This window comes from Paraburkholderia suaedae (assembly GCF_040812055.1).
Lineage (GTDB): Bacteria > Pseudomonadota > Gammaproteobacteria > Burkholderiales > Burkholderiaceae > Paraburkholderia.
In genome coordinates, this window is sequence record NZ_JBFOAH010000005.1 from 253,910 (window position 1) to 271,773 (window position 17,864).

At 65.0% G+C, this 17,864-nt stretch carries 17 protein-coding genes; 11 read left to right on the forward strand and 6 right to left on the reverse strand.

Annotated features, from left to right (window positions below):
• Positions 1-21: 21 nt before the first annotated feature.
• Both ABQJ48_RS10170 and ABQJ48_RS10175 read left to right on the forward strand, forming a co-directional pair.
• Complete coding sequence (locus ABQJ48_RS10170) at positions 22-786, forward strand: phosphocholine cytidylyltransferase family protein (RefSeq protein ID WP_367837756.1); 765 nt, start codon at positions 22-24, stop codon at positions 784-786.
• Between the two features lie 163 nt (positions 787-949).
• Complete coding sequence (locus ABQJ48_RS10175) at positions 950-2,353, forward strand: MFS transporter (protein ID WP_367837757.1); 1,404 nt, start codon at positions 950-952, stop codon at positions 2,351-2,353.
• 93 nt (positions 2,354-2,446) lie between these two features.
• Here the strand turns inward: ABQJ48_RS10175 and ABQJ48_RS10180 are convergent, their stop codons facing one another.
• Positions 2,447-3,490, reverse strand: coding sequence for a S1C family serine protease (locus ABQJ48_RS10180; protein WP_367837758.1), 1,044 nt, complete (start codon positions 3,488-3,490; stop codon positions 2,447-2,449).
• Positions 3,491-3,619: 129 nt separating this feature from the next.
• Here ABQJ48_RS10180 and ABQJ48_RS10185 point away from each other — a divergent pair, with 129 nt between their 5' ends.
• On the forward strand, positions 3,620-4,024 hold the full coding sequence (locus tag ABQJ48_RS10185) for a VOC family protein (RefSeq protein WP_367837759.1): 405 nt from the start codon (positions 3,620-3,622) through the stop codon (positions 4,022-4,024).
• Positions 4,025-4,313: 289 nt separating this feature from the next.
• On the forward strand, positions 4,314-5,240 hold the full coding sequence (gene ppk2 / locus ABQJ48_RS10190) for a polyphosphate kinase 2 (RefSeq protein WP_367837760.1): 927 nt from the start codon (positions 4,314-4,316) through the stop codon (positions 5,238-5,240).
• A gap of 252 nt (positions 5,241-5,492) precedes the next feature.
• Here ppk2 and ABQJ48_RS10195 read toward each other — a convergent pair whose 3' ends face one another.
• Positions 5,493-6,086 (reverse strand): short chain dehydrogenase, encoded by a 594-nt coding sequence (locus tag ABQJ48_RS10195; RefSeq protein WP_367837762.1) that lies wholly within the window; start codon positions 6,084-6,086, stop codon positions 5,493-5,495.
• Between the two features lie 293 nt (positions 6,087-6,379).
• Here ABQJ48_RS10195 and ABQJ48_RS10200 point away from each other — a divergent pair, with 293 nt between their 5' ends.
• The gene (locus ABQJ48_RS10200) at positions 6,380-7,252 is read left to right on the forward strand and encodes a CHAD domain-containing protein (RefSeq protein WP_367837763.1); all 873 of its coding nucleotides are present in this window, start codon (positions 6,380-6,382) and stop codon (positions 7,250-7,252) included.
• A gap of 227 nt (positions 7,253-7,479) precedes the next feature.
• Here ABQJ48_RS10200 and ABQJ48_RS10205 read toward each other — a convergent pair whose 3' ends face one another.
• The 3 genes from ABQJ48_RS10205 to ABQJ48_RS10215 all read right to left on the reverse strand — a co-directional run bounded on the left by ABQJ48_RS10205 (position 7,480) and on the right by ABQJ48_RS10215 (position 10,367).
• Positions 7,480-8,511, reverse strand: coding sequence for a VTT domain-containing protein (locus ABQJ48_RS10205; protein WP_367837765.1), 1,032 nt, complete (start codon positions 8,509-8,511; stop codon positions 7,480-7,482).
• Positions 8,512-8,620: 109 nt separating this feature from the next.
• Positions 8,621-9,259, reverse strand: a complete 639-nt coding sequence (gene folE, locus ABQJ48_RS10210; RefSeq protein WP_367837766.1) for a GTP cyclohydrolase I FolE — start codon at positions 9,257-9,259, stop codon at positions 8,621-8,623.
• A gap of 178 nt (positions 9,260-9,437) precedes the next feature.
• Positions 9,438-10,367 (reverse strand): LysR family transcriptional regulator, encoded by a 930-nt coding sequence (locus tag ABQJ48_RS10215; protein WP_367837767.1) that lies wholly within the window; start codon positions 10,365-10,367, stop codon positions 9,438-9,440.
• 462 nt (positions 10,368-10,829) lie between these two features.
• Between ABQJ48_RS10215 and ABQJ48_RS10220 the strand changes: the two genes are divergently transcribed.
• The 5 genes from ABQJ48_RS10220 to pcaC all read left to right on the forward strand — a co-directional run bounded on the left by ABQJ48_RS10220 (position 10,830) and on the right by pcaC (position 15,061).
• On the forward strand, positions 10,830-11,537 hold the full coding sequence (locus ABQJ48_RS10220) for a 3-oxoacid CoA-transferase subunit A (RefSeq protein WP_367837768.1): 708 nt from the start codon (positions 10,830-10,832) through the stop codon (positions 11,535-11,537).
• 12 nt (positions 11,538-11,549) lie between these two features.
• Positions 11,550-12,209 carry a 3-oxoacid CoA-transferase subunit B gene (locus ABQJ48_RS10225; protein WP_367837770.1) on the forward strand — a complete coding sequence of 220 codons (660 nt, stop codon included), beginning with the start codon at positions 11,550-11,552 and terminating at the stop codon, positions 12,207-12,209.
• A gap of 286 nt (positions 12,210-12,495) precedes the next feature.
• Positions 12,496-13,875, forward strand: coding sequence for a 3-carboxy-cis,cis-muconate cycloisomerase (locus ABQJ48_RS10230; RefSeq protein ID WP_367837771.1), 1,380 nt, complete (start codon positions 12,496-12,498; stop codon positions 13,873-13,875).
• A gap of 5 nt (positions 13,876-13,880) precedes the next feature.
• A complete protein-coding gene (gene pcaD / locus ABQJ48_RS10235; protein ID WP_367837773.1) occupies positions 13,881-14,672 on the forward strand; it encodes a 3-oxoadipate enol-lactonase in 792 nt (263 codons plus the stop codon).
• Complete coding sequence (gene pcaC, locus ABQJ48_RS10240; RefSeq protein WP_367837775.1) at positions 14,669-15,061, forward strand: 4-carboxymuconolactone decarboxylase; 393 nt, start codon at positions 14,669-14,671, stop codon at positions 15,059-15,061. Before pcaD ends, pcaC begins: the two co-directional genes overlap by 4 nt.
• Before the next feature lie 54 nt (positions 15,062-15,115).
• On the opposite strand, the gene ABQJ48_RS10245 is transcribed toward pcaC, so the two are convergent.
• On the reverse strand, positions 15,116-15,877 hold the full coding sequence (locus tag ABQJ48_RS10245; protein ID WP_367837776.1) for a TetR/AcrR family transcriptional regulator: 762 nt from the start codon (positions 15,875-15,877) through the stop codon (positions 15,116-15,118).
• A gap of 333 nt (positions 15,878-16,210) precedes the next feature.
• On the opposite strand from ABQJ48_RS10245, the gene ABQJ48_RS10250 reads away from it, so the two are divergent.
• Positions 16,211-17,824, forward strand: a complete 1,614-nt coding sequence (locus ABQJ48_RS10250) for a 6-hydroxynicotinate reductase (RefSeq protein ID WP_367837777.1) — start codon at positions 16,211-16,213, stop codon at positions 17,822-17,824.
• Positions 17,825-17,864: the final 40 nt, after the last annotated feature.

The window sequence follows — 17,864 nt, forward strand, 5'->3', positions numbered from 1 at the left end:
GTAGTTTGCAAAGGACCGCGCATGCGTGCCATCATCCTCGCGGCGGGCCTCGGCCTGCGTCTTCAGCAACCTCCGCAAGCGCAGTTCCCGAAGTGTCTGTTGCAATTCGACGGCATGAGCCTGCTCGAACGGCATCTGCAGATGCTCGAAACCGCCGGCGTGACCGATGTCGTGCTCGCGCTCGGCTTTCAGCCGGACTCGGTGCTCGCGGAGCTGCAGCGCATTGACTGGCCGCACGAGGTCGAGACCGTGTTGAACCCGCGTTTCGATCTGGGCAGCGTGCTCACCGTGCATACGGTGGCCGAGGCGCTCACGCGTGGCGGCGACGTGCTGCTGATGGACGCCGACGTGCTCTATGACGAGCGCATTCTGAGCGCGCTGGTGGCGGGCGAAACAGTCAACCGGCTGTTGATCGACCGCGATTTCGAAGCTGGCGACGAGCCCGTCAAGCTGTGTCTGAAAGACGGCGTACCGGTCGAATTGCGCAAGCAGCTCGCGGTCAATCTGGAGTACGACACGATTGGCGAGTCGGTCGGGTTCTTCCGCCTGCGCGAGCAAACCGCGCGACGCTTTACGCAGATCGTCGCGGGTTATGTCGAAAGCGGGCGGGCCAACATGCCGCACGAAGAAGCCGTCCGCGATCTGCTGCTGGAGCGCAGCCAGGTGTTCGACACCGCGGACGTGACAGGCGCGCCGTGGATCGAAATCGACTTTCCGAACGACGTCGCTCGCGCGAACACCGAAATCCTGCCGCAATTGCAACCACTCGTCAGCGCTTCGCGCTGAGCGGCTGTCCGAAGCATCCCGTTGAATGACAAAGGCGAACCGGCTGCACGCCGATTCCCCTTTGTCGCATGTACGTCCGCAGCCAAAAGCAACAACATTTGTTGCGGCTCCAATGCCATAATCGTCGCTTTACATCGACGGCCTAGCAGCCGCACGTCCCGCAATGCCTCTCGCTTTAGGCGCATTCATCGTCCCACTGATCGTCGCCTGCGCGATGTTCATGGAAAACGTGGACGGCACGGTGATCGTGACGTCGCTGCCTGTTCTGGCTCGCGATCTCGGCCAGGACCCCATCACCCTCAAGCTCGCGGTCACGGCGTATGTGATCGGCCTCGGCGTGTTCATCCCCATCTGCGGCTGGGTGGCCGACCGCTTCGGTTCGCGCACGGTGTTCCGCACGGCCATCGGCGTGTTCATGGCCGGCTCGCTGATGTGCGCGGCATCCACGTCGCTCGACACCTTCGTGCTTGCGCGTTTCGTACAAGGCATCGGCGGCGCGATGATGGTGCCGGTGGGCCGCATCATCATTTTCCGTTCGGTGCCGAAGTCCGAGTTCATCCGCGCGGTCAACTATCTGACCGTGCCGGCCTTGCTGGGGCCGGTGGTCGGACCTCCGCTCGGCGGCTTCATCACGACGTATCTGCACTGGCGTCTGATCTTCGTCATCAATATTCCGATCGGTCTGCTGGGCATCTGGCTCGCCAACAAGCACATCGCCAATGTGCGCGAAGCGCACCCCGGTCGGCTCGACTGGATCGGCTTCGTGCTGTCCGCGAGCGGGGCGTCGCTGTTCATGCTGGGGCTTTCGCTGGTGGGTGGGGAACTCGTATCGAACCTCGTGTCGATCATCATGTGCGCAACCGGTGTCGTGTTGCTGGCGCTCTACGCGCTCTACGCGAGCCGCGTCGAATTGCCGGTGCTCGATCTGCGGCTGCTGCGCATTCCGAGTTTTCATGCGAGCGTGCTGGGCGGCTCGCTGTTTCGCATCGGCCTTGGCGCAGTGCCGTTTCTATTGCCGCTCGCGTTGCAGGAAGGCGTGGGCATGACGGCATTTCGCGCCGGGTCGATTACTTGCGCGTCCGCGTTCGGGTCGATCTTCATGAAGGCGGTGGCCTCGCGCATTCTCGGACGCCTGGGCTTTCGCACCGTGCTGATGTTCAACGCGGTTTGCGCGGGACTGGCAATCGCGGTGTACGGTTTGTTCTTTCCGGGCACGCCGCACTGGTTGATCTGGTGCGTCGTGCTGTTCGGCGGCTTTTTCCCGTCGTTGCAGTTCACGTCTTTGAACACGCTGGCCTATGCGGATATTCCCAGCAGCGATGTCGGCCGTGCAACGAGTGTCGCGAGCGTGATCCAGCAGCTTTCGCTGGGACTCGGCGTGACGATCGCAGGCATCGTGCTGCAGATTTCGCACAACGTGCAGGGCCATTCGAGCATCGTCTTCTCCGACTTCTGGCCCGCGTTCCTCGTGGTCGGTCTGTTCTCGTTGCTGTCGATTCCGGTCACCGCGCGCTTGCCGCCAGGCGCAGGCGATGAAATCGCGCGCGGCCATCGCGGGCGTGCGTGACGTGGGCGGAGATAGTGAAGAAGAGGCGGCACGCAGGTTCCGAATCTCGCGACTTGATCGACCGTGCTGCAAGCGCGCCAAGCGTTGCCTCGCTCAGCCCGCCTGCTCGACTGGCGTCAGCGTCAGTTCGAGCCGTTGCGCGCCGCGCAGCACCGTCACGTTGACCGGCTTGTCGATACGCGACACGTCGAGCGTGCGTTGCAGGCTATCCACGTCGTGCACCTCTTGCGCGTCGATTGCGACAATGGTGTCGTCGGTGCGCAGACCGCCGAGCGCTGCCGGGCTGCCTTTGACGATCTCCATCACGTGAACGCCGCTCTCCGAACTCAGACCGAAATAACGCTGGACGCGACGCGAGATCGGCGTCGTGATACCGGCCACGCCGATATAGGCGCGCCGCACGCGGCCATGCGCGAAGATTTGCATGATGACCCATTTGGCCGTGTCGATGGCGGTGGCGAAGCAGATGGCCTGCGCGCCGGGAATGATCGCGGTATTCACGCCGATCACCTGGCCCGCCGAATTGATCAGCGGCCCGCCGGAGTTGCCGGGATTGAGCGCGGCGTCGGTCTGGATCACGTCGTAGATCATGCGGCCGGAGTTCGAGCGCAGCGAGCGGCCGAGCGCCGACACCACGCCCGTCGTGACGGTTTGCGCGAGGCCTAGCGGATTGCCGACGGCGATCGCGATTTGCCCGACGCGCAGCTTCGACGATTCGCCCAGCTCGACGTGCGGCAACGGCTCCGGCGAGCCGATGCGCAGCACGGCCAGATCGCTGCTGGGGTCGTCGCCGACCAGGTCGGCGTCGAACTTCGAGCCGTCGGCGAGTGTCACGCGAATGTGCGTGGCACCGTGCACGACGTGGCTGTTGGTCAGCAGGTAGCCGTCGGGCGTGAACAGAAAGCCTGAGCCGGTGCCGCCACGCGTGCCGCCGCCGCGGCCAGACGGCTCGCCGGGCAGGCGGCGTTCGACGGCAATGAAGGCGACCGCCTGCTGCACGCGTTCCAGCGCGCCGATCACGGTGCGGGAATACGCGTCGAGCAGCGCGTCGTCGGATAAAGGATTGAGTGAGTGCGGCCCGGGGGCGTCGGATGCGGCGCGCGACAGGTCATCGATGAAGCGTGGACGGCTTCCCATGGCGATGCTCCGGATTGGCGAACCCGCAGATGCAGGGCGCGGCGGGGGTTTTCAAGGGCGGGCGAACGGCAGGTTCATTGCGGCCGGCTATGAGACACTGGGTTCGCTCACGCCCCAAGGAGACACCTAATGCCCGCCGCCACGCCGTCATACTCCGCTACCACATCGGCCTCGACTGAGCCGCACGTCGAATCGATCAGTGCGATCACGCTCGCCACGCACGACATGGCGCGCTCCGTGTCGTTCTACGAAGCGCTCGGCTTTCCGATCAAGTTCGGCGGCCCGCGCGAGGCGTTTACCTCGTTCGCGTTCGGCGGTTCGTACCTGAACCTGATTGCCGATACGCGTGCGCCGGTCAACTGGTGGGGCCGCGCGATTTTCTACGTATCCGATGTGGACGCGTTCTACCGCAAAGCGCTGGCTGCCGGCCTCGAGCCCTCGCTCGAACCGTCCGACGCGCCGTGGGGCGAGCGCTATTTTCACATCACCGATCCGGACGGCCACGAACTCAGTTTCGCGCGGCCGCTGCGCTAGGCTCGTGAGTTAGACCGTGGCCATCGCGCCGGACCTTCGTGCAAAACTGGCTATCATGAAGGTCGGCAATGCGTGCTGACCGACACTTGCGGCAGCGGCCGGCGCTCGCTCGCGACAGGCGCGTCCGTCGGCCGCGAGCCGGCCGCACGCCGCCCGGACAAGCGCGGCGGTACACGGCTGAGTATAGGGCTGAGTAACACGGCTGACACCGGCCGCGCCGATAATCGGACGCGTTCGCGTCGCGCGGAGCGCGGCGCGCCCAATCATTTCCGTTGCCTGGAGAGCTGCAATGAAAGAGCAGGATCCGAGACCCGATGCCGAATGGCTGGCAGAGCGGCAGCGCCGTTTCGAGGAAGACCTCATCGATGCCTACGACGAGGAACTCGAAATGGAGGTCGACGACCGCATCATCGACGGCCCGGAGGGCTTCACGCCCGAGCATCGCCAGGCGCGCAAGCTGTATTTCCGCGAGCTGTTCCGCTTGCAGGGCGAACTCGTCAAGCTGCAGGACTGGATCGTGCAGACCGGCCATCGCCTCGTGGTCATCTTCGAAGGGCGCGATGCCGCGGGCAAGGGCGGCGCGATCAAGCGCATCACGCAGCGGCTCAATCCGCGCGTGTGCCGGGTGGCGGCGCTGCCGGCGCCGAATAATCGCGAGCGCACGCAATGGTATTTCCAGCGCTATGTGTCGCACCTGCCCGCCGGCGGCGAAATGGTGCTGTTCGATCGTAGCTGGTACAACCGCGCGGGCGTCGAGCGCGTCATGAATTTTTGCAGCGACGAAGAGTACGAAGAGTTTTTCCGCTCGGTGCCGGAATTCGAAAAGATGCTGGTGCGCAGCGGTGTGCAGATTCTCAAATACTGGTTTTCGATTACCGACGAAGAGCAGGAGATCCGCTTTCAGAACCGCATTCACGATCCGCTGAAGCAGTGGAAACTCAGCCCGATGGATCTGGAAAGCCGGCGCCGCTGGGAAGCTTATACGCAGGCCAAGGAAGTGATGCTGCAGCGCTCCCATATTCCGGAAGCGCCGTGGTGGGTCGTGCAGGCCGTCGACAAGAAACGCGCGCGTCTGAACTGCATTCATCATCTGCTAAGCCAGGTGCCGTATCACGAGATCGAGCATCCACAGGTCGAATTGCCCGCGCGCGTCTATCACGACGAGTACAGCCGCCAGCCGGTGCCCAGCTCGATGATCGTGCCCGAGGTGTATTGAGCGGTGCGCGGTGCCACGGAAAAGCGCGGCCAGGCCGCGCTTTTCCGTGGCGAAGGCAAGACGGGTTGCGAAACCGGCCGCCCTTGGCAGCGTGTCGTTAGAACGCTGTTCAGCAGGCAGCAAATTCAGAACGGTGGCGCCTTTCCTTGGGGGCTGCATATACCAACTCGGGCACACGTTTCATAGAGATAATCAGGTATACGAACGAACGGCGCGAATCAACAGCGCGAATGAACGGCGGCGGCCAGGCCCTCACGAAGCGCCGATTACTTCGCCGCTGGCGCTGCCGCCGAGGCTGCGCTTATACGCTTGCGCGACCATCGCGGCAGGCACGCCTTGCGACGGATCACGGCCCATCGACTCCAGCGTTTCGGCAACCCAGCCCGGGCTGACCGCGTTGACGCGGGCCTTGCCGCGCAATTCGAGCGCGGCGCAACGAACGAATGCTTCCACGCCCGCGTTCACGACGCTCACCGCTGCGCTGCCTTCCATGGGCTGCTGCGAGAGCACGCCGCTCGTCAACGTGAACGAGCCGCCTTGCGACACGTGCGGCACGCCGCAACGCACGAGGTTGACCTGGCCCATCAGCTTGTTGGCGAGACTGAACGCGAAGTCGTCGTCGGAGAGCGCGGTCAACGGTGCGAACTTCGCCGAGCCTGCCGCGCAGACGATGGCGTCGAACGTGCCCGCCTGCTGATACATCGACTCGATGCTCCTTTTGTCGGACAGGTCGACGTGCAGGTCCGAGCCCTTGCGGCTCGCGGTGACGATGTCGTGTTCGGGCGAGAGCAGCTTGACGATCTCGCCGCCGATCAGCCCCGTCGCACCGACGATAAGTACTCTCATACATCCTCCTGCCATAAGCCATGTGCGTTGACAGTCCGACGGATATGACGCGCGGGCTCGCGCCTCGGTGCCGCGCGCCGGACCCCAGCTTCAAAGATAGTCGCTCGGCACGCGCCACGCCATGTGACCGCGTGGCGCCACGCTAATAGCACGCGCGCACGTCGCACTTCGCGCACCGTCGAGAAGCACGCATTGCGCTGGTTTTCGATGCGTCCACGCCGGGAAACACGCCGGCTTTTGCATGGAGAACTATTTTTGCTACCCTTAAAGGACATCGGCTTCCGGGAGCATCGATGAAACGGGACAGCGGCAAGCCGGACAAGCAGTCCGCCGCCAGCGAGCCAGCCGGCGCCGGCAGTCAGGCCCAGTCGGCTCAAGCGGCGTTCACGTCGTATGCGGCGCCGCTCGTCGATCACGCGATCGAACTCGCGCACGCGGTGCGCGACGACACGTCGCCGGAAGCGCTGCACCAGCTGCGCGTGTCGCTGCGGCGGTTGCGCTCGTTATGGTGGGCGTTCCACCCGTTGCTCGAGGAGGCCGAAAACAGGCGTCAGCGGGCGCTCTTCAAGTACTTGGCGTCGGCGGCTGGCAAGACGCGCGACTGGGACATCGTAATCGAACTGCTGAGCACGGAGGGCAGCGGCGCGCAAGCCATGACGCCGAGGCTCTCCGAGGTGCGCGACGACGCACTGCGGACCAGTCGCGAAACGCTCGCGAATGCCGACGTAAAGCATCTGCTGCGCGACGCGCTGGCCGGCGCGTCCAAAGAATTGAATACCGCCCATGAGCGCGTGCCGCTGCGCAAATTCGCGGCGACGCGCGTGGACGCGGCGCAGCATTCGTTGAAGAAACGTATGAAGCGCGCGAACCGCGCGAAGCGCTCCGACTACCCGGCCCTTCACGAGGTCAGGAAAGCCGCCAAGAAAGTGCGCTATCTGCTCGATTTTTTCGAGCCCGTTTTGAAGGGCGGCCACAAGCCCACGATAAAGCGGCTCAAGCGAATCCAGAAGCGCTTCGGTGCGCTGAACGACGTCGTTGCAAGCGAAGCGCTGGTGCGCGACCAGAGCGGGTTGTTGACCGGTCTCGACCCCGGCGCGGCATTGGCCTGGCTCGACAGGGAGCGCAAACGCCGCGTGCGCAAGGCGGCTGCGCTGCTCAGCAAATGACGATGCGAGTGGCGGCGACAGCCACCGTCATCGGCAATGCCGGCGCGCTTGACGACGGCTAGCGGGAAGCGACGGCGACGAGGCCGACCGGGCGCAGCCGTATCGGTCGGCGCACTGCAAGCCGCACTCGATTGCGCCGGACTGACCGACCCAACAGTGAACCCGAGCATCGGCCATCCACCAGCGAGCGCGGCGCGACAACGACCCATGTGTGCGCCGCGCCCGCTTCACGTGCCCGGACTGCTGCGCGGCGCGAATCCGCGCAGCGTGATCGCGTCACGCGCGTCGCCGGCTGAGCGCGCCAGGCATGCGCCGCCCGGTTCGCCCGCCGACGCGAGCAGCTCGACCGGAAAGCCGCGCCGCTGCCACGCGTCGAGCCCGCCGCGCAGCGCGCGAATCCGCGTGTAGCCGATGCTGCGCATGCGCTGCTCGACTTCGCTGGCGGTCACGCTGTCCGGGCAGATGCAGTAGATCACGCTGTCATAGGTGCGCAGCGCGTTGTCCAACTGCTCGGGAGAGTGAGGATCGAGCGCCAGCGCGCCTGGGATCTGGGGCGGCGCGTTGAGCGCCGCTCCAGCGGGACGCGCGTCGAGCACTTTCGACGGCGCCACGCGGCGCCTCGCACCAGCCGCGCCTCGCGCCGTCGCGTTCCCGTACGAGCGTTGGTTCCGGCGTCGCAGTTGAAGACGGTACAGCAGATAAACCAGCCCTGTGCCGAGCAGAATATCGACGACCGTGCCGCCGCGCGATCCGACGAACGCGAGCAGCAGGTGCAGCTCCCGTTCTGCCGCCGCGCCGCCGAGCAGCCAGAACGTCGCCCATGCAATCGCGCTCATCAGGTCCCAGAAGGCGTAAATGCGGGTGTCGACGGCGCTGGCGCCCATCAGCGGCGGCGTGATCAGCCCAAGCCCGGGGACGAACTTCGACACCGACACGAGCGGCACGCCAAAGCGCTCGAACAGCGAGCGGGCGGTCTCCACTTTCGAATCGACAGCGGGCGACAGACGACCGAGCGCCGCGAGGAGCCGCGGGCCGTAGAGGCGGCCGGCGGCAAACCAGGTGCCGTCGCCGATCACCGCGCCGAGCACCGCCGCGCCAAAGATCGGCCAGAAGGAGAGCGTGCCGGCGGCGATTGCCGAGCCCGCGAACAGCAGCATGGGAACCGCGGGAATCGGCACGCCCAGACGCGTCAACACGACGTTGACAAACACTGCAATGCCGCCCCACGTCGAAACCGCCGAAGACGGAAGTTCTACCAATTGCGCCGCTCCTGTCAATGCGGTTGCACCGGGGGTTCGATGCGCGCGCCGCGCGCAGGACCTGCATTGGCCACCGCGGAGCTTCCCCGTCGCTCGACTTCGGTTGCGCTCAGGTGTTCGGGACCGACACCGCCCCCGCGTTGCCGACGATCGACAGAAACTCCCTGCGCGTCGACGGATCGGTGCGGAAGCTGCCGAGCATGCGCGAGGTGACCATTGTCACGCCGGCCTTGTGCACACCGCGCGTCGACATGCACTGATGCGCGGCTTCGAGTATCACGCCGACGCCCGCCGGTTGCAGCACTTCGTTCAACGTGTCGGCGATCTGCACCGTCATCTTTTCCTGGATCTGCAGCCGCTTGGCGAATGCATCGACGAGGCGCGCGAGCTTCGAGATTCCGACCACCCGATGACCCGGCAGATATGCAACGTGTGCGCGCCCGATGATCGGCACCATGTGATGTTCGCAATAGCTTTCGAAGCGGATGTCTTTCAGCACGATCATCTCGTCGTAGCCGTCCACTTCGGAGAAGGTGCGCGCGAGAATCTCGCGCGGGTCGACCTGATAGCCGGCGAAGAACTCTTCGTACGCGCGTACCACGCGCGCCGGCGTGTCGAGCAGACCTTCGCGCCGCGGATCGTCGCCGGCCCAGCGCAACAGCACGCGAACGGCGGCTTCAGCTTCGTCGCGGCTCGGACGTTGCACGGCCGCCGCGGGTTTCGTTTCGTTTTCTTTGCTGCTGGTCATGCGTCGCTCCTCCGGGATCGCGCGTCGAGCCTGTATGGAGCGCGCGGGTTCAATGAGTGCGGCCATTGTTCCATGTTTTGCGTTCAATCGTGCCGATGTCCCCTTTGCGAATCGGGGCGCCGCCGCCGGGGCGTGCTGGGGACCGCTCCAGGCCGTTTGCGGAACCCTGTCGATCGCTTTACTTCGGCCACTCGTCCATCGCGTCGTTGAACAGTTCGGCGACCACGCCGCGCAGCCAGCCCAGGCGTGGATCGTTGTGGAACTTGCGATGCCAGTGCTGGCGCAGATCGAAGCGCGGCAGCGGCAGCGGCGGCTCGACCAGCGTGATCGACGCATGTTCCGACACATACGCGAAGCCGATCGCATGCGGCACCGTCGCAAGCAGATCGCTGCGCGCGAGGATGAACGGCAAACTCATGAAGTGCGGCGTTTCGAGCACCGCCCGGCGCTTGATGCGTTTCTTTTCCAGGTACTGTTCGAGCACTTCCTGGCTGCGGCCCTCGGCGCGCACCACGGCGTGACCGGCCGCCACGAACTGCGCGAGCGTGAGCGGCGCGTGCGACAGAGGATGCCCCGTGCGCATCAGGCAGATGAAACGGTGCGTGAAGAGCCGCTGCTGGAAGAAGTTGTTGCCGCCGAGGTCGGGGAAATAGCCGACCGCGAGGTCGACGTCGCCCGATTCGAGGCCGCGTTCCACCTGCGAAGGCGACAGCGTCACGGAGCGCAGATTCGCGCACGGCGCGCGTTCGGCGAACAGCTGCAGAAGCCGTGGCAGGAACACGATTTCGCCGACATCGGACAGCGCGATCGAGAAGGTATGGCTGCTGGTGGCCGGGTCGAAGTCCTGCACGTCGAGCATGCCTTTCTCGATGCGCAGAAGCGCGTCGCGCGCGGCCGGCAGGATGGCCAGCGCGCGCGGCGTGGGCTCCATGCCTTTGGACGTGCGCACGAACAGCGGATCGTTGAAGTATTCGCGCAAGCGGCCCAACGCGGTGCTCACGCGCGGCTGGCTCACGCCGAGCTGTTCCGCGGCGCGGCTGACGTTGCGCGCGTCTTCCATCGCGACCAGATAGGGGATCAGATTCAGATCCAGTTGTGTCTCGGACATGCTCTTGGTTTGCCTGCGACCCTGCGAAGCCAGCGAGTGTAAAGGCTATTCGCCATTGACATAAAGGGTAGTCGAGAAATCGCTTCCGCCGATAGTGGAGTTTTTCTTCCGTCAAGGGGCTTGCGCCCTGGCGCACGCGGTCCGGCGGGCGTCGACGCTGCTCAGGCTCAAGGCGCGCTCGCCTGCTGGCCGCCCGCCGTTCCGGCGGGGAGAACCTATGATTAAGGGGATTTCCCTGCCTTGACAAGCTGCCCGAACCCCAACCATAATCGCCGAAACGTTCGCTAATCGAATCACTGTTCGTGTAAAGAACAAACCGGCGGTGAACTTACCGAAGGCGCCAGCTCGCATCCGTCCTGCGCGAGCCGCCGCCTGCATTGGCCAGCAGACCGTACCCGGCGGCGCTGCTGGCCGCGCGGCGGTCGGCTCCACGGCACGCAGCGCCCCACAAGGAAATTCGACATGATCAACAAGATTTTCGAGTCACTTCAATCGGCGGTCGCCGATGTCCACGACGGCGCGACCGTGATGATCGGCGGCTTCGGCACGGCCGGCATGCCGTCCGAGCTGATCGACGCGCTCATCGAGCAGGGTGCGCGCGAACTCACCATCGTCAACAACAACGCTGGCAACGGCGACATCGGCCTCGCGGCGCTGCTGAAAGCGAAGCGCGTGCGCAAGATCATCTGTTCGTTCCCGCGCCAGACCGATTCCTATGTGTTCGACGCGCTCTATCGCGCGGGAGAAATCGAACTCGAACTCGTGCCGCAAGGCAACCTCGCCGAACGCATCCGCGCGGCGGGCGCCGGCATCGGCGGTTTTTTCACGCCCACCGGCTACGGCACGCGGCTCGCCGAGGGCAAGGAAACCCGTCTGATCGACGGCAAGCATTACGTGCTGGAGTCGCCGCTCCATGCCGACTTCGCGCTCATCAAGGCGTACAAAGGCGACCGCTGGGGCAACCTGGTCTATCGGAAGACGGCCCGCAATTTCGGCCCGATCATGGCAAGCGCGGCGAAAACCGCGATCGTCCAGGTGTCGCAAGTGGTGCCGCTCGGCGCGCTCGATCCGGAAAACATCGTAACCCCCGGCATTTTCGTGCAGCGCGTGATCGAAGTGCCGCAAGCGGCACATGCCCCGACGCCCAATCCCCACGACGCTGCTGCCTGAACGGAGACCGACATGAAAAAACTGACCCGCGATGAAATGGCCAGGCGCGTTGCGCTGGATATTCCCGAAGGCGCTTACGTGAACCTCGGCATCGGCGTGCCGACGCTGGTGGCCAACCACCTCGGCGCCGACAAGGAGATCTTCCTGCACAGCGAGAACGGACTGCTCGGCATGGGCCCGGCACCGGCCAAAGGCGAGGAAGACGACGAACTGATCAACGCCGGCAAGCAGCACGTCACGCTGCTCACGGGCGGCGCCTACTTCCACCACGCGGATTCGTTCGCGATGATGCGCGGCGGCCATCTGGACTTCTGCGTGCTCGGCGCGTTCCAGGTGTCGGCCAAGGGCGATCTGGCGAACTGGCACACCGGCGCGCCGGACGCGATTCCGGCCGTCGGCGGCGCGATGGATCTCGCGATCGGCGCCAAGCAGGTCTACGTGATGATGGAGCATCTCACCAAGCAAGGCGAAAGCAAGATCGCCGCCGAATGCTCGTATCCGGTGACGGGCGTGGGTTGCGTCGACCGCATCTACACCGACCTCGCAATGATCGACGTGACCGCGCAGGGCCTGGTGGTGCGCGAGATTTTTTCGGACATCGACTTCGATCAGCTGCTGAAGCTGACCGGTGTGCCGCTGATCGACGGCACGCAAGCGGCCCGCGCGACCTGAGGCGGCGGCGCGGCGTTTTCGGCCGCGATTTCCGGTGGTTTTCAGCGCTTATGCGGTCGAGCAGGCGCGCAGGTTGCGGCAACTCCCATATGCGCCTGCCCGCGGACCCGGCGACAGGCCGGCCGTGTTTGGCGCACAATACCTGGCAACGCGTGCGGTACCGTCCATTGTGCATGCCGCGCCGGGCGACGCTTCGGCGCATGCACGAGAGGCATCGCAACGTGACACACCGCGCTGTGCCCGAACGCAACCGTCACTCTCAATTCTCTCGAACATCGACGTCATCATGCTCGACTCCAGCGCCCGTCTGACCGGCCTTCTTTGCGGCACGCAGCCGATGAACGACATCTGGGCGCCGCGCGCCACCCTGCAACGGATGCTCGACGTGGAAGCCGCGCTCGCGCGCGCTTGCGCCGCACATCAGGTGATTCCCCAGTCCGCCGTGCCCGCGATCGAAGCGGCATGCGACGCCGATCAGCTCGACGCCGACGCGCTCGCGCGTGACGCCGCACTCGGCGGCAATCTCGCGATTCCGCTCGTCAAGCAGCTCACCGCGCGTGTCAAGGCGGCCGACGCCGAAGCGTCGAAATACGTGCATTGGGGCGCGACGAGCCAGGACATCATCGACACGGCGACGGTGCTGCAGTTGCGCGACACGTTCGATCTGCTCGACGCAAGCCTGCACTCCACCTGCGACGCGGTCGCGAAACTCGCGGCCACCCATCGCGCGACGCCGATGATCGGCCGCACGTGGTTGCAGCAAGCGCTGCCCATCACGCTCGGCCTGAAATTCGCGCAATGGCTCGACGCGCTGCTGCGCCATCGCGAGCGGCTCGATGCGTTGCGTACCCGCGTGCTGGTGCTGCAATTCGGCGGCGCGGCGGGCACCCTCGCGAGCCTGCGCGAAGCCGCGCCGCAAGTCACCCAATCGCTCGCGAAAGAACTCGGCCTCGCCGTGCCCGCCTTGCCGTGGCACACGCAGCGTGACCGTATCGCTGAAACTGCATCGCTGTTCGGCATGCTGATCGGCACGCTCGGCAAGATCGCGCGCGACATCTCGCTGCAGATGCAAACGGAAATCGACGAACTGGCCGAGCCCGCCGCAGCTGGCAAGGGCGGTTCGTCCACCATGCCGCACAAGCGCAACCCGGTTGGCTGCGCCGCCGTGTTGACCGCCGCGACGCGCGCGCCGGGGCTGGTCGCCACCGTGTTCGCCGGCATGGTGCAGGAGCACGAACGCGCGCTCGGCGGCTGGCAAGCCGAGTGGGATGCGCTGCCGGACCTCGCGCGCCTCGCGGGCGGCGCGCTCGCCAACATCGAACAGATCGCCGCCGGGCTGAACGTGAACGTGCCGCGCCTCGCCGCGAATCTCGACGTCACGCATGGCCTGATTCTCGGCGAAGCGGTGATGCTCGCGCTCGGCGACCGCATCGGCCGGCTCGACGCGCATCACCTCGTCGAACGTGCGTCGAAAGCCGCGCTCCGCGACCGGCAGACGCTCTTCGACGTGCTCGCCGCCGACCCGGCCGTCACCGCCCATCTTCCGCCCGAGCGCCTGAAGCAGCTGCTCGATCCCGCTCACTACGTCGGCCAGGCGCACGCTTATGTGGACGCCGCGCTGGCTCTTCACACCGCGCGCGTCCAGCGCGCCCATTGCAAGGAGTAACCGGCATGCCCTACGCCGCAGTCAACGGCACCGAGCTTCACTATCGAATCGACGGCGACCGTCACGGCAACGCACCGTGGATCGTGTTGTCGAATTCGCTTGGCGCCGACCTGTCCATGTGGACGCCGCAAGTCGCGGCGCTGTCCAGACACTTTCGCGTGCTGCGCTACGACACGCGCGGTCATGGCCATTCCGAAGCGCCGAAGGGTCCGTACACGATCGACCAGTTGGCCGGCGACGTGCTGGGGCTGATGGATACGCTGAAGGTCGCCCGCGCGAATTTCTGCGGGATCTCGATGGGCGGCCTGACCGGCGTTGCGCTCGCCGCGCGTCATGGCAACCGGTTCCAGCGGATGGTGCTGTGCAACACGGCGGCGCGCATCGGGTCGCCCGAAGTGTGGGTGCCGCGCGCCGCGAAGGCGCGCAGCGAAGGCATGTTCGCGCTGGCCGACGCGGTGCTGCCGCGCTGGTTCTCGGCCGACTACATCGACCGCGAGCCGGTGGTGCTGGCGATGATTCGCGATGTCTTCGTGCATACCGACAAGGAAGGTTACGCATCGAATTGCGACGCGATCGACGCCACCGATCTGCGTCCCGAAACGGCCGGCATCAAGCTGCCGACGCTGGTGATCAGCGGCACGCACGACCTGGCCGCCACGCCGGCACAAGGCCGCGAACTTGCGCAGTCGATTCCGGGCGCGCGTTACGTCGAGCTCGATGCTTCGCATATTTCCAACATCGAAAGGTCCGACACCTTCACGAAGACGGTGCTCGATTTCCTCACGGAGACAAAATGAACGACGAAGACCGCTACGAGGCCGGACTCGAAGTGCGCCGCGCGGTGCTGGGCAGCGCGCACGTCGACCGGTCGCTCGCGAACCGCACTGAGTTGACCGAAGAATTTCAGAACCTGATCACCCGCTATGCGTGGGGCGAAATCTGGACGCGCGACGGCTTGCCCCGTCATACGCGCAGTCTGTTGACCATCGCGATGATGGTTGCGCTGAACCGGAGCGAAGAACTCGCGTTGCACTTGCGGGCTGCAAAGAACAATGGCGTGACGCGCGAGCAGATCAAGGAAGTGCTGTTGCAAACGGCGATCTATTGCGGTGTGCCGGCGGCCAATTCGGCGTTTCACCTCGCCGACAGGCTATTTCGTGAAGACGACGCGGCGGCGCAGTCATAACCCGGGCAGTTCGTCGTCTTGCGAAGAGAAACGCGCGCCACCGGCGCGCGTTTTTTATGCGGCCCCGCGTTTGGGCTCGCCTACGCTTTTGCTGTCCTTGAGCGGGGCCGGGACCGCACTGGCAGCTACACCCGCGCCCGCCGCGCTACGCTCCGGCAACTGCAAACGCACGGCCCGCAACACCGTGTCTTTGATGACCTCGCGCCAATGGTCGAGCGCTGCCTTCTCCATCAACGGCTCGCCGAGAAACGCGCCCAACGTGTATTGATTGGCGTTATAAAAATAGCCGAGCGACGCGATCATCAGATAGACGTCGCGCGCCCTGATGTCGGCGCGAAACACCTTTTGCGCGTGCCCCGCGTTCAACAACTTTTGCACGACGGAAATCGCGTAGCCCGAAATCTCCTTTAACTTCTGCGATTTCTTCGCGTGCTTGCCCTGGTGCAGATTTTCGCTCGACAGCAGCGTGACGAACTCCGGGTGATCAAGGTAGTACTGCCAAACGAATTCCACCATTTGCTCCAGGCCGTGGACCGGATCGTCCAGATCGAGATCGAGCCTGCTTTCCGCCTCGTTGAACTGCGTGTAGATCGTTTCCAGCACCTCGACGAACAACTGTTCCTTGCTGCCGAAGTAGTAATAGATCATGCGGTCATGCGAACGGGCGGCCTTCGAAATGCTTTCGACGCGCCCGCTCGCATAACCTTGTTTGGCAAACACCTTGATTGCCGCTTTCAGAAGCTTGGCGCGCGTGTCCTGCGCCTGTTTCGCGCGGATGCCGGTGGCGCCTGGTTTGCGGACGGCAGTGGGACTCATGGCGGTCTCGGACCTCTTGGTTGGCGTCAATAAAACGGCATGCACGGTAGGGGTGCGTGCGTGGGTGAGGCGCGCTCGCGCCGTGATCGCACTGTGCGCTTTCGGCTGAGCCCGTGCCGATGCCGCGCTGCACCATTCACTACCGCGGCCGGAAACACGTTGCACAGTGTATTTTTATCGAGTAGATTTCAATCGAGTTGGTGTAGAAGATACTACATGAACGGTAAGTGGCCGCAACATGAAAATGGGCGTGTCACGCAAAAGCCCCTGCAACACGGGTCATTGCGCCGTCGGGCAGGACCGCTTGTAATGTCGTCGTATGGGAAGCGCACCATGACAGAACATACCAAGGTCGATTTCGGCGCGGACGGTGTGGACAGCGAAACCGCGTCGACGCCGGGCCCTACTGTGCTCGACAAGGCCGCACCGCGCAGCGAGCGGATGGCGTCGAACAAGATCGAATGCAATGCGTGTCCCGTGCTGTGCCAGATCTCGGCCGGGCGCACCGGCGCGTGCGATCGTTACGCGAACGCGGACGGACGGCTGATTCGCGTCGATCCGGTGGTCTTCCTCGCGCGCTCGCCGTTAGCGGCCGCAGTGGGCTCGAATGACGCCCAGGCGGATACCGCCGTCGAATTCGGCGCGTCATCCGGAGCGAACGATTCTTCCGCGGACGCCGCGCTATTCGTCACCGGCATCGGCGCGTCGTCCACCTATCCCGACTACAAGCCCGCGCCTTTCATCGTCGCGTCCAGGCGCGACGACGTCGATATGATCACCGTCGTCACAGAAGGCATCTTCAGCTACTGCAGCTTCAAGGTGAAGATCGACACTGATCGCTTTCTCGGACCGGAGCAATCGAATGTGCGCTCTCACGGCGAGATTGTCGGCCACGTCAGCACGGCGGAGTACGGCTCGCAGATGCTGAGCCTGGGCGGCGTCCACCATCTGACCGGCGGCAGCAAGAAAGAAGGCCGCGTGACGTGCGACATGATGCTCGCGCTCGGCAACAAGGAGGCGGTGGAGCTGACCATCGACGGCGGCGCGAGCCTCGTGATTCGCGCAGGCGCGGCGCCGGTGGTAGACGGCGTCGAGGAAAAGCGCATGCGGGTGGGCTGCGGTTCCGCGACCATCGGCATCTTCGCGAAGCAATGGTTCGGTCATGCGGACGAAGTGGTGGTCGTCGACGATCACATTACCGGCGTGCTCACCGAACACCAGGCCGGTCGCTGCCTCGGCATGACCCGCTCGGGGCTCAAGATTCGCGGACGCAAATCGACGCCCGGCCGCTACTTTCAGGTCGCGAATCCCGGCACGGGGTGGGGCGGCACGGACATTCAGGACCCGCTGGCGATCGTCGAAGGGTTCGACCCGGCCGTCGCGAAACCGGGTGTGCGTTTGCTGATGGTGTCGACGACCGGCGAACACGCGCAGTGGTACGAACTCGATGGGAATCTGGTGCCGCGCATCGCGCCAATGCCGGACGCGGTGCGCCGCACGGTCGAACGCATTGGCGAGAACTGCGAGCCGTCGCTCGCCACCGTGCTGTTTCTCGGCGGCGCGGGCGGCAGCCTGCGCGCGGGCGCCACCGAGAACCCGGTGCTGCTCACGCGCGCGATCAAGCAAAAGCTGGTCAACGTGACGTGCGGCGGCGCGCCGGCGTATGTCTGGCCCGGTGGCGGCATTACCGTGATGGTGGATGTATCGCGAATGCCGGACCGCTCGTTCGGCACCGTACCGACGCCTGCCATCGTCGCACCGATCGAATTCACGATGACATATGACGCATACCGTGACCTCGGCGGCCATCTCGACGCGGTACGCTCGATGCAGAGCGTGCTCGCGAACGGGCCTTGGCATACCGAAGGGGCTCCGCTCGCGCGCCGCACGCTGATTCGCAATCCTGACAATCCGTGGCCGCCCACCATGCCGCCGATGCTCGGTTGAGCATGAGTCAGCCGCTAACACGCAACCCAACAGCTACACG

Excerpts from the sequence above, each read along its gene's own strand:
- ABQJ48_RS10245 (WP_367837776.1), bottom strand. The coding sequence starts at position 15,877 with ATGAGTCCCACTGCCGTCCGCAAACCAGGCGCCACCGGCATCCGCGCG.
- ABQJ48_RS10180 (WP_367837758.1), bottom strand. The coding sequence starts at position 3,490 with ATGGGAAGCCGTCCACGCTTCATCGATGACCTGTCGCGCGCCGCATCC.
- ABQJ48_RS10175 (WP_367837757.1), top strand. The coding sequence starts at position 950 with ATGCCTCTCGCTTTAGGCGCATTCATCGTCCCACTGATCGTCGCCTGC.
- ABQJ48_RS10250 (WP_367837777.1), top strand. The coding sequence starts at position 16,211 with ATGACAGAACATACCAAGGTCGATTTCGGCGCGGACGGTGTGGACAGC.
- ABQJ48_RS10185 (WP_367837759.1), top strand. The coding sequence starts at position 3,620 with ATGCCCGCCGCCACGCCGTCATACTCCGCTACCACATCGGCCTCGACT.
- ABQJ48_RS10170 (WP_367837756.1), top strand. The coding sequence starts at position 22 with ATGCGTGCCATCATCCTCGCGGCGGGCCTCGGCCTGCGTCTTCAGCAA.
- ppk2 (WP_367837760.1), top strand. The coding sequence starts at position 4,314 with ATGAAAGAGCAGGATCCGAGACCCGATGCCGAATGGCTGGCAGAGCGG.
- folE (WP_367837766.1), bottom strand. The coding sequence starts at position 9,259 with ATGACCAGCAGCAAAGAAAACGAAACGAAACCCGCGGCGGCCGTGCAA.
- pcaD (WP_367837773.1), top strand. The coding sequence starts at position 13,881 with ATGCCCTACGCCGCAGTCAACGGCACCGAGCTTCACTATCGAATCGAC.
- ABQJ48_RS10200 (WP_367837763.1), top strand. The coding sequence starts at position 6,380 with ATGAAACGGGACAGCGGCAAGCCGGACAAGCAGTCCGCCGCCAGCGAG.
- ABQJ48_RS10230 (WP_367837771.1), top strand. The coding sequence starts at position 12,496 with ATGCTCGACTCCAGCGCCCGTCTGACCGGCCTTCTTTGCGGCACGCAG.
- ABQJ48_RS10195 (WP_367837762.1), bottom strand. The coding sequence starts at position 6,086 with ATGAGAGTACTTATCGTCGGTGCGACGGGGCTGATCGGCGGCGAGATC.
- ABQJ48_RS10215 (WP_367837767.1), bottom strand. The coding sequence starts at position 10,367 with ATGTCCGAGACACAACTGGATCTGAATCTGATCCCCTATCTGGTCGCG.
- ABQJ48_RS10225 (WP_367837770.1), top strand. The coding sequence starts at position 11,550 with ATGAAAAAACTGACCCGCGATGAAATGGCCAGGCGCGTTGCGCTGGAT.
- ABQJ48_RS10220 (WP_367837768.1), top strand. The coding sequence starts at position 10,830 with ATGATCAACAAGATTTTCGAGTCACTTCAATCGGCGGTCGCCGATGTC.
- pcaC (WP_367837775.1), top strand. The coding sequence starts at position 14,669 with ATGAACGACGAAGACCGCTACGAGGCCGGACTCGAAGTGCGCCGCGCG.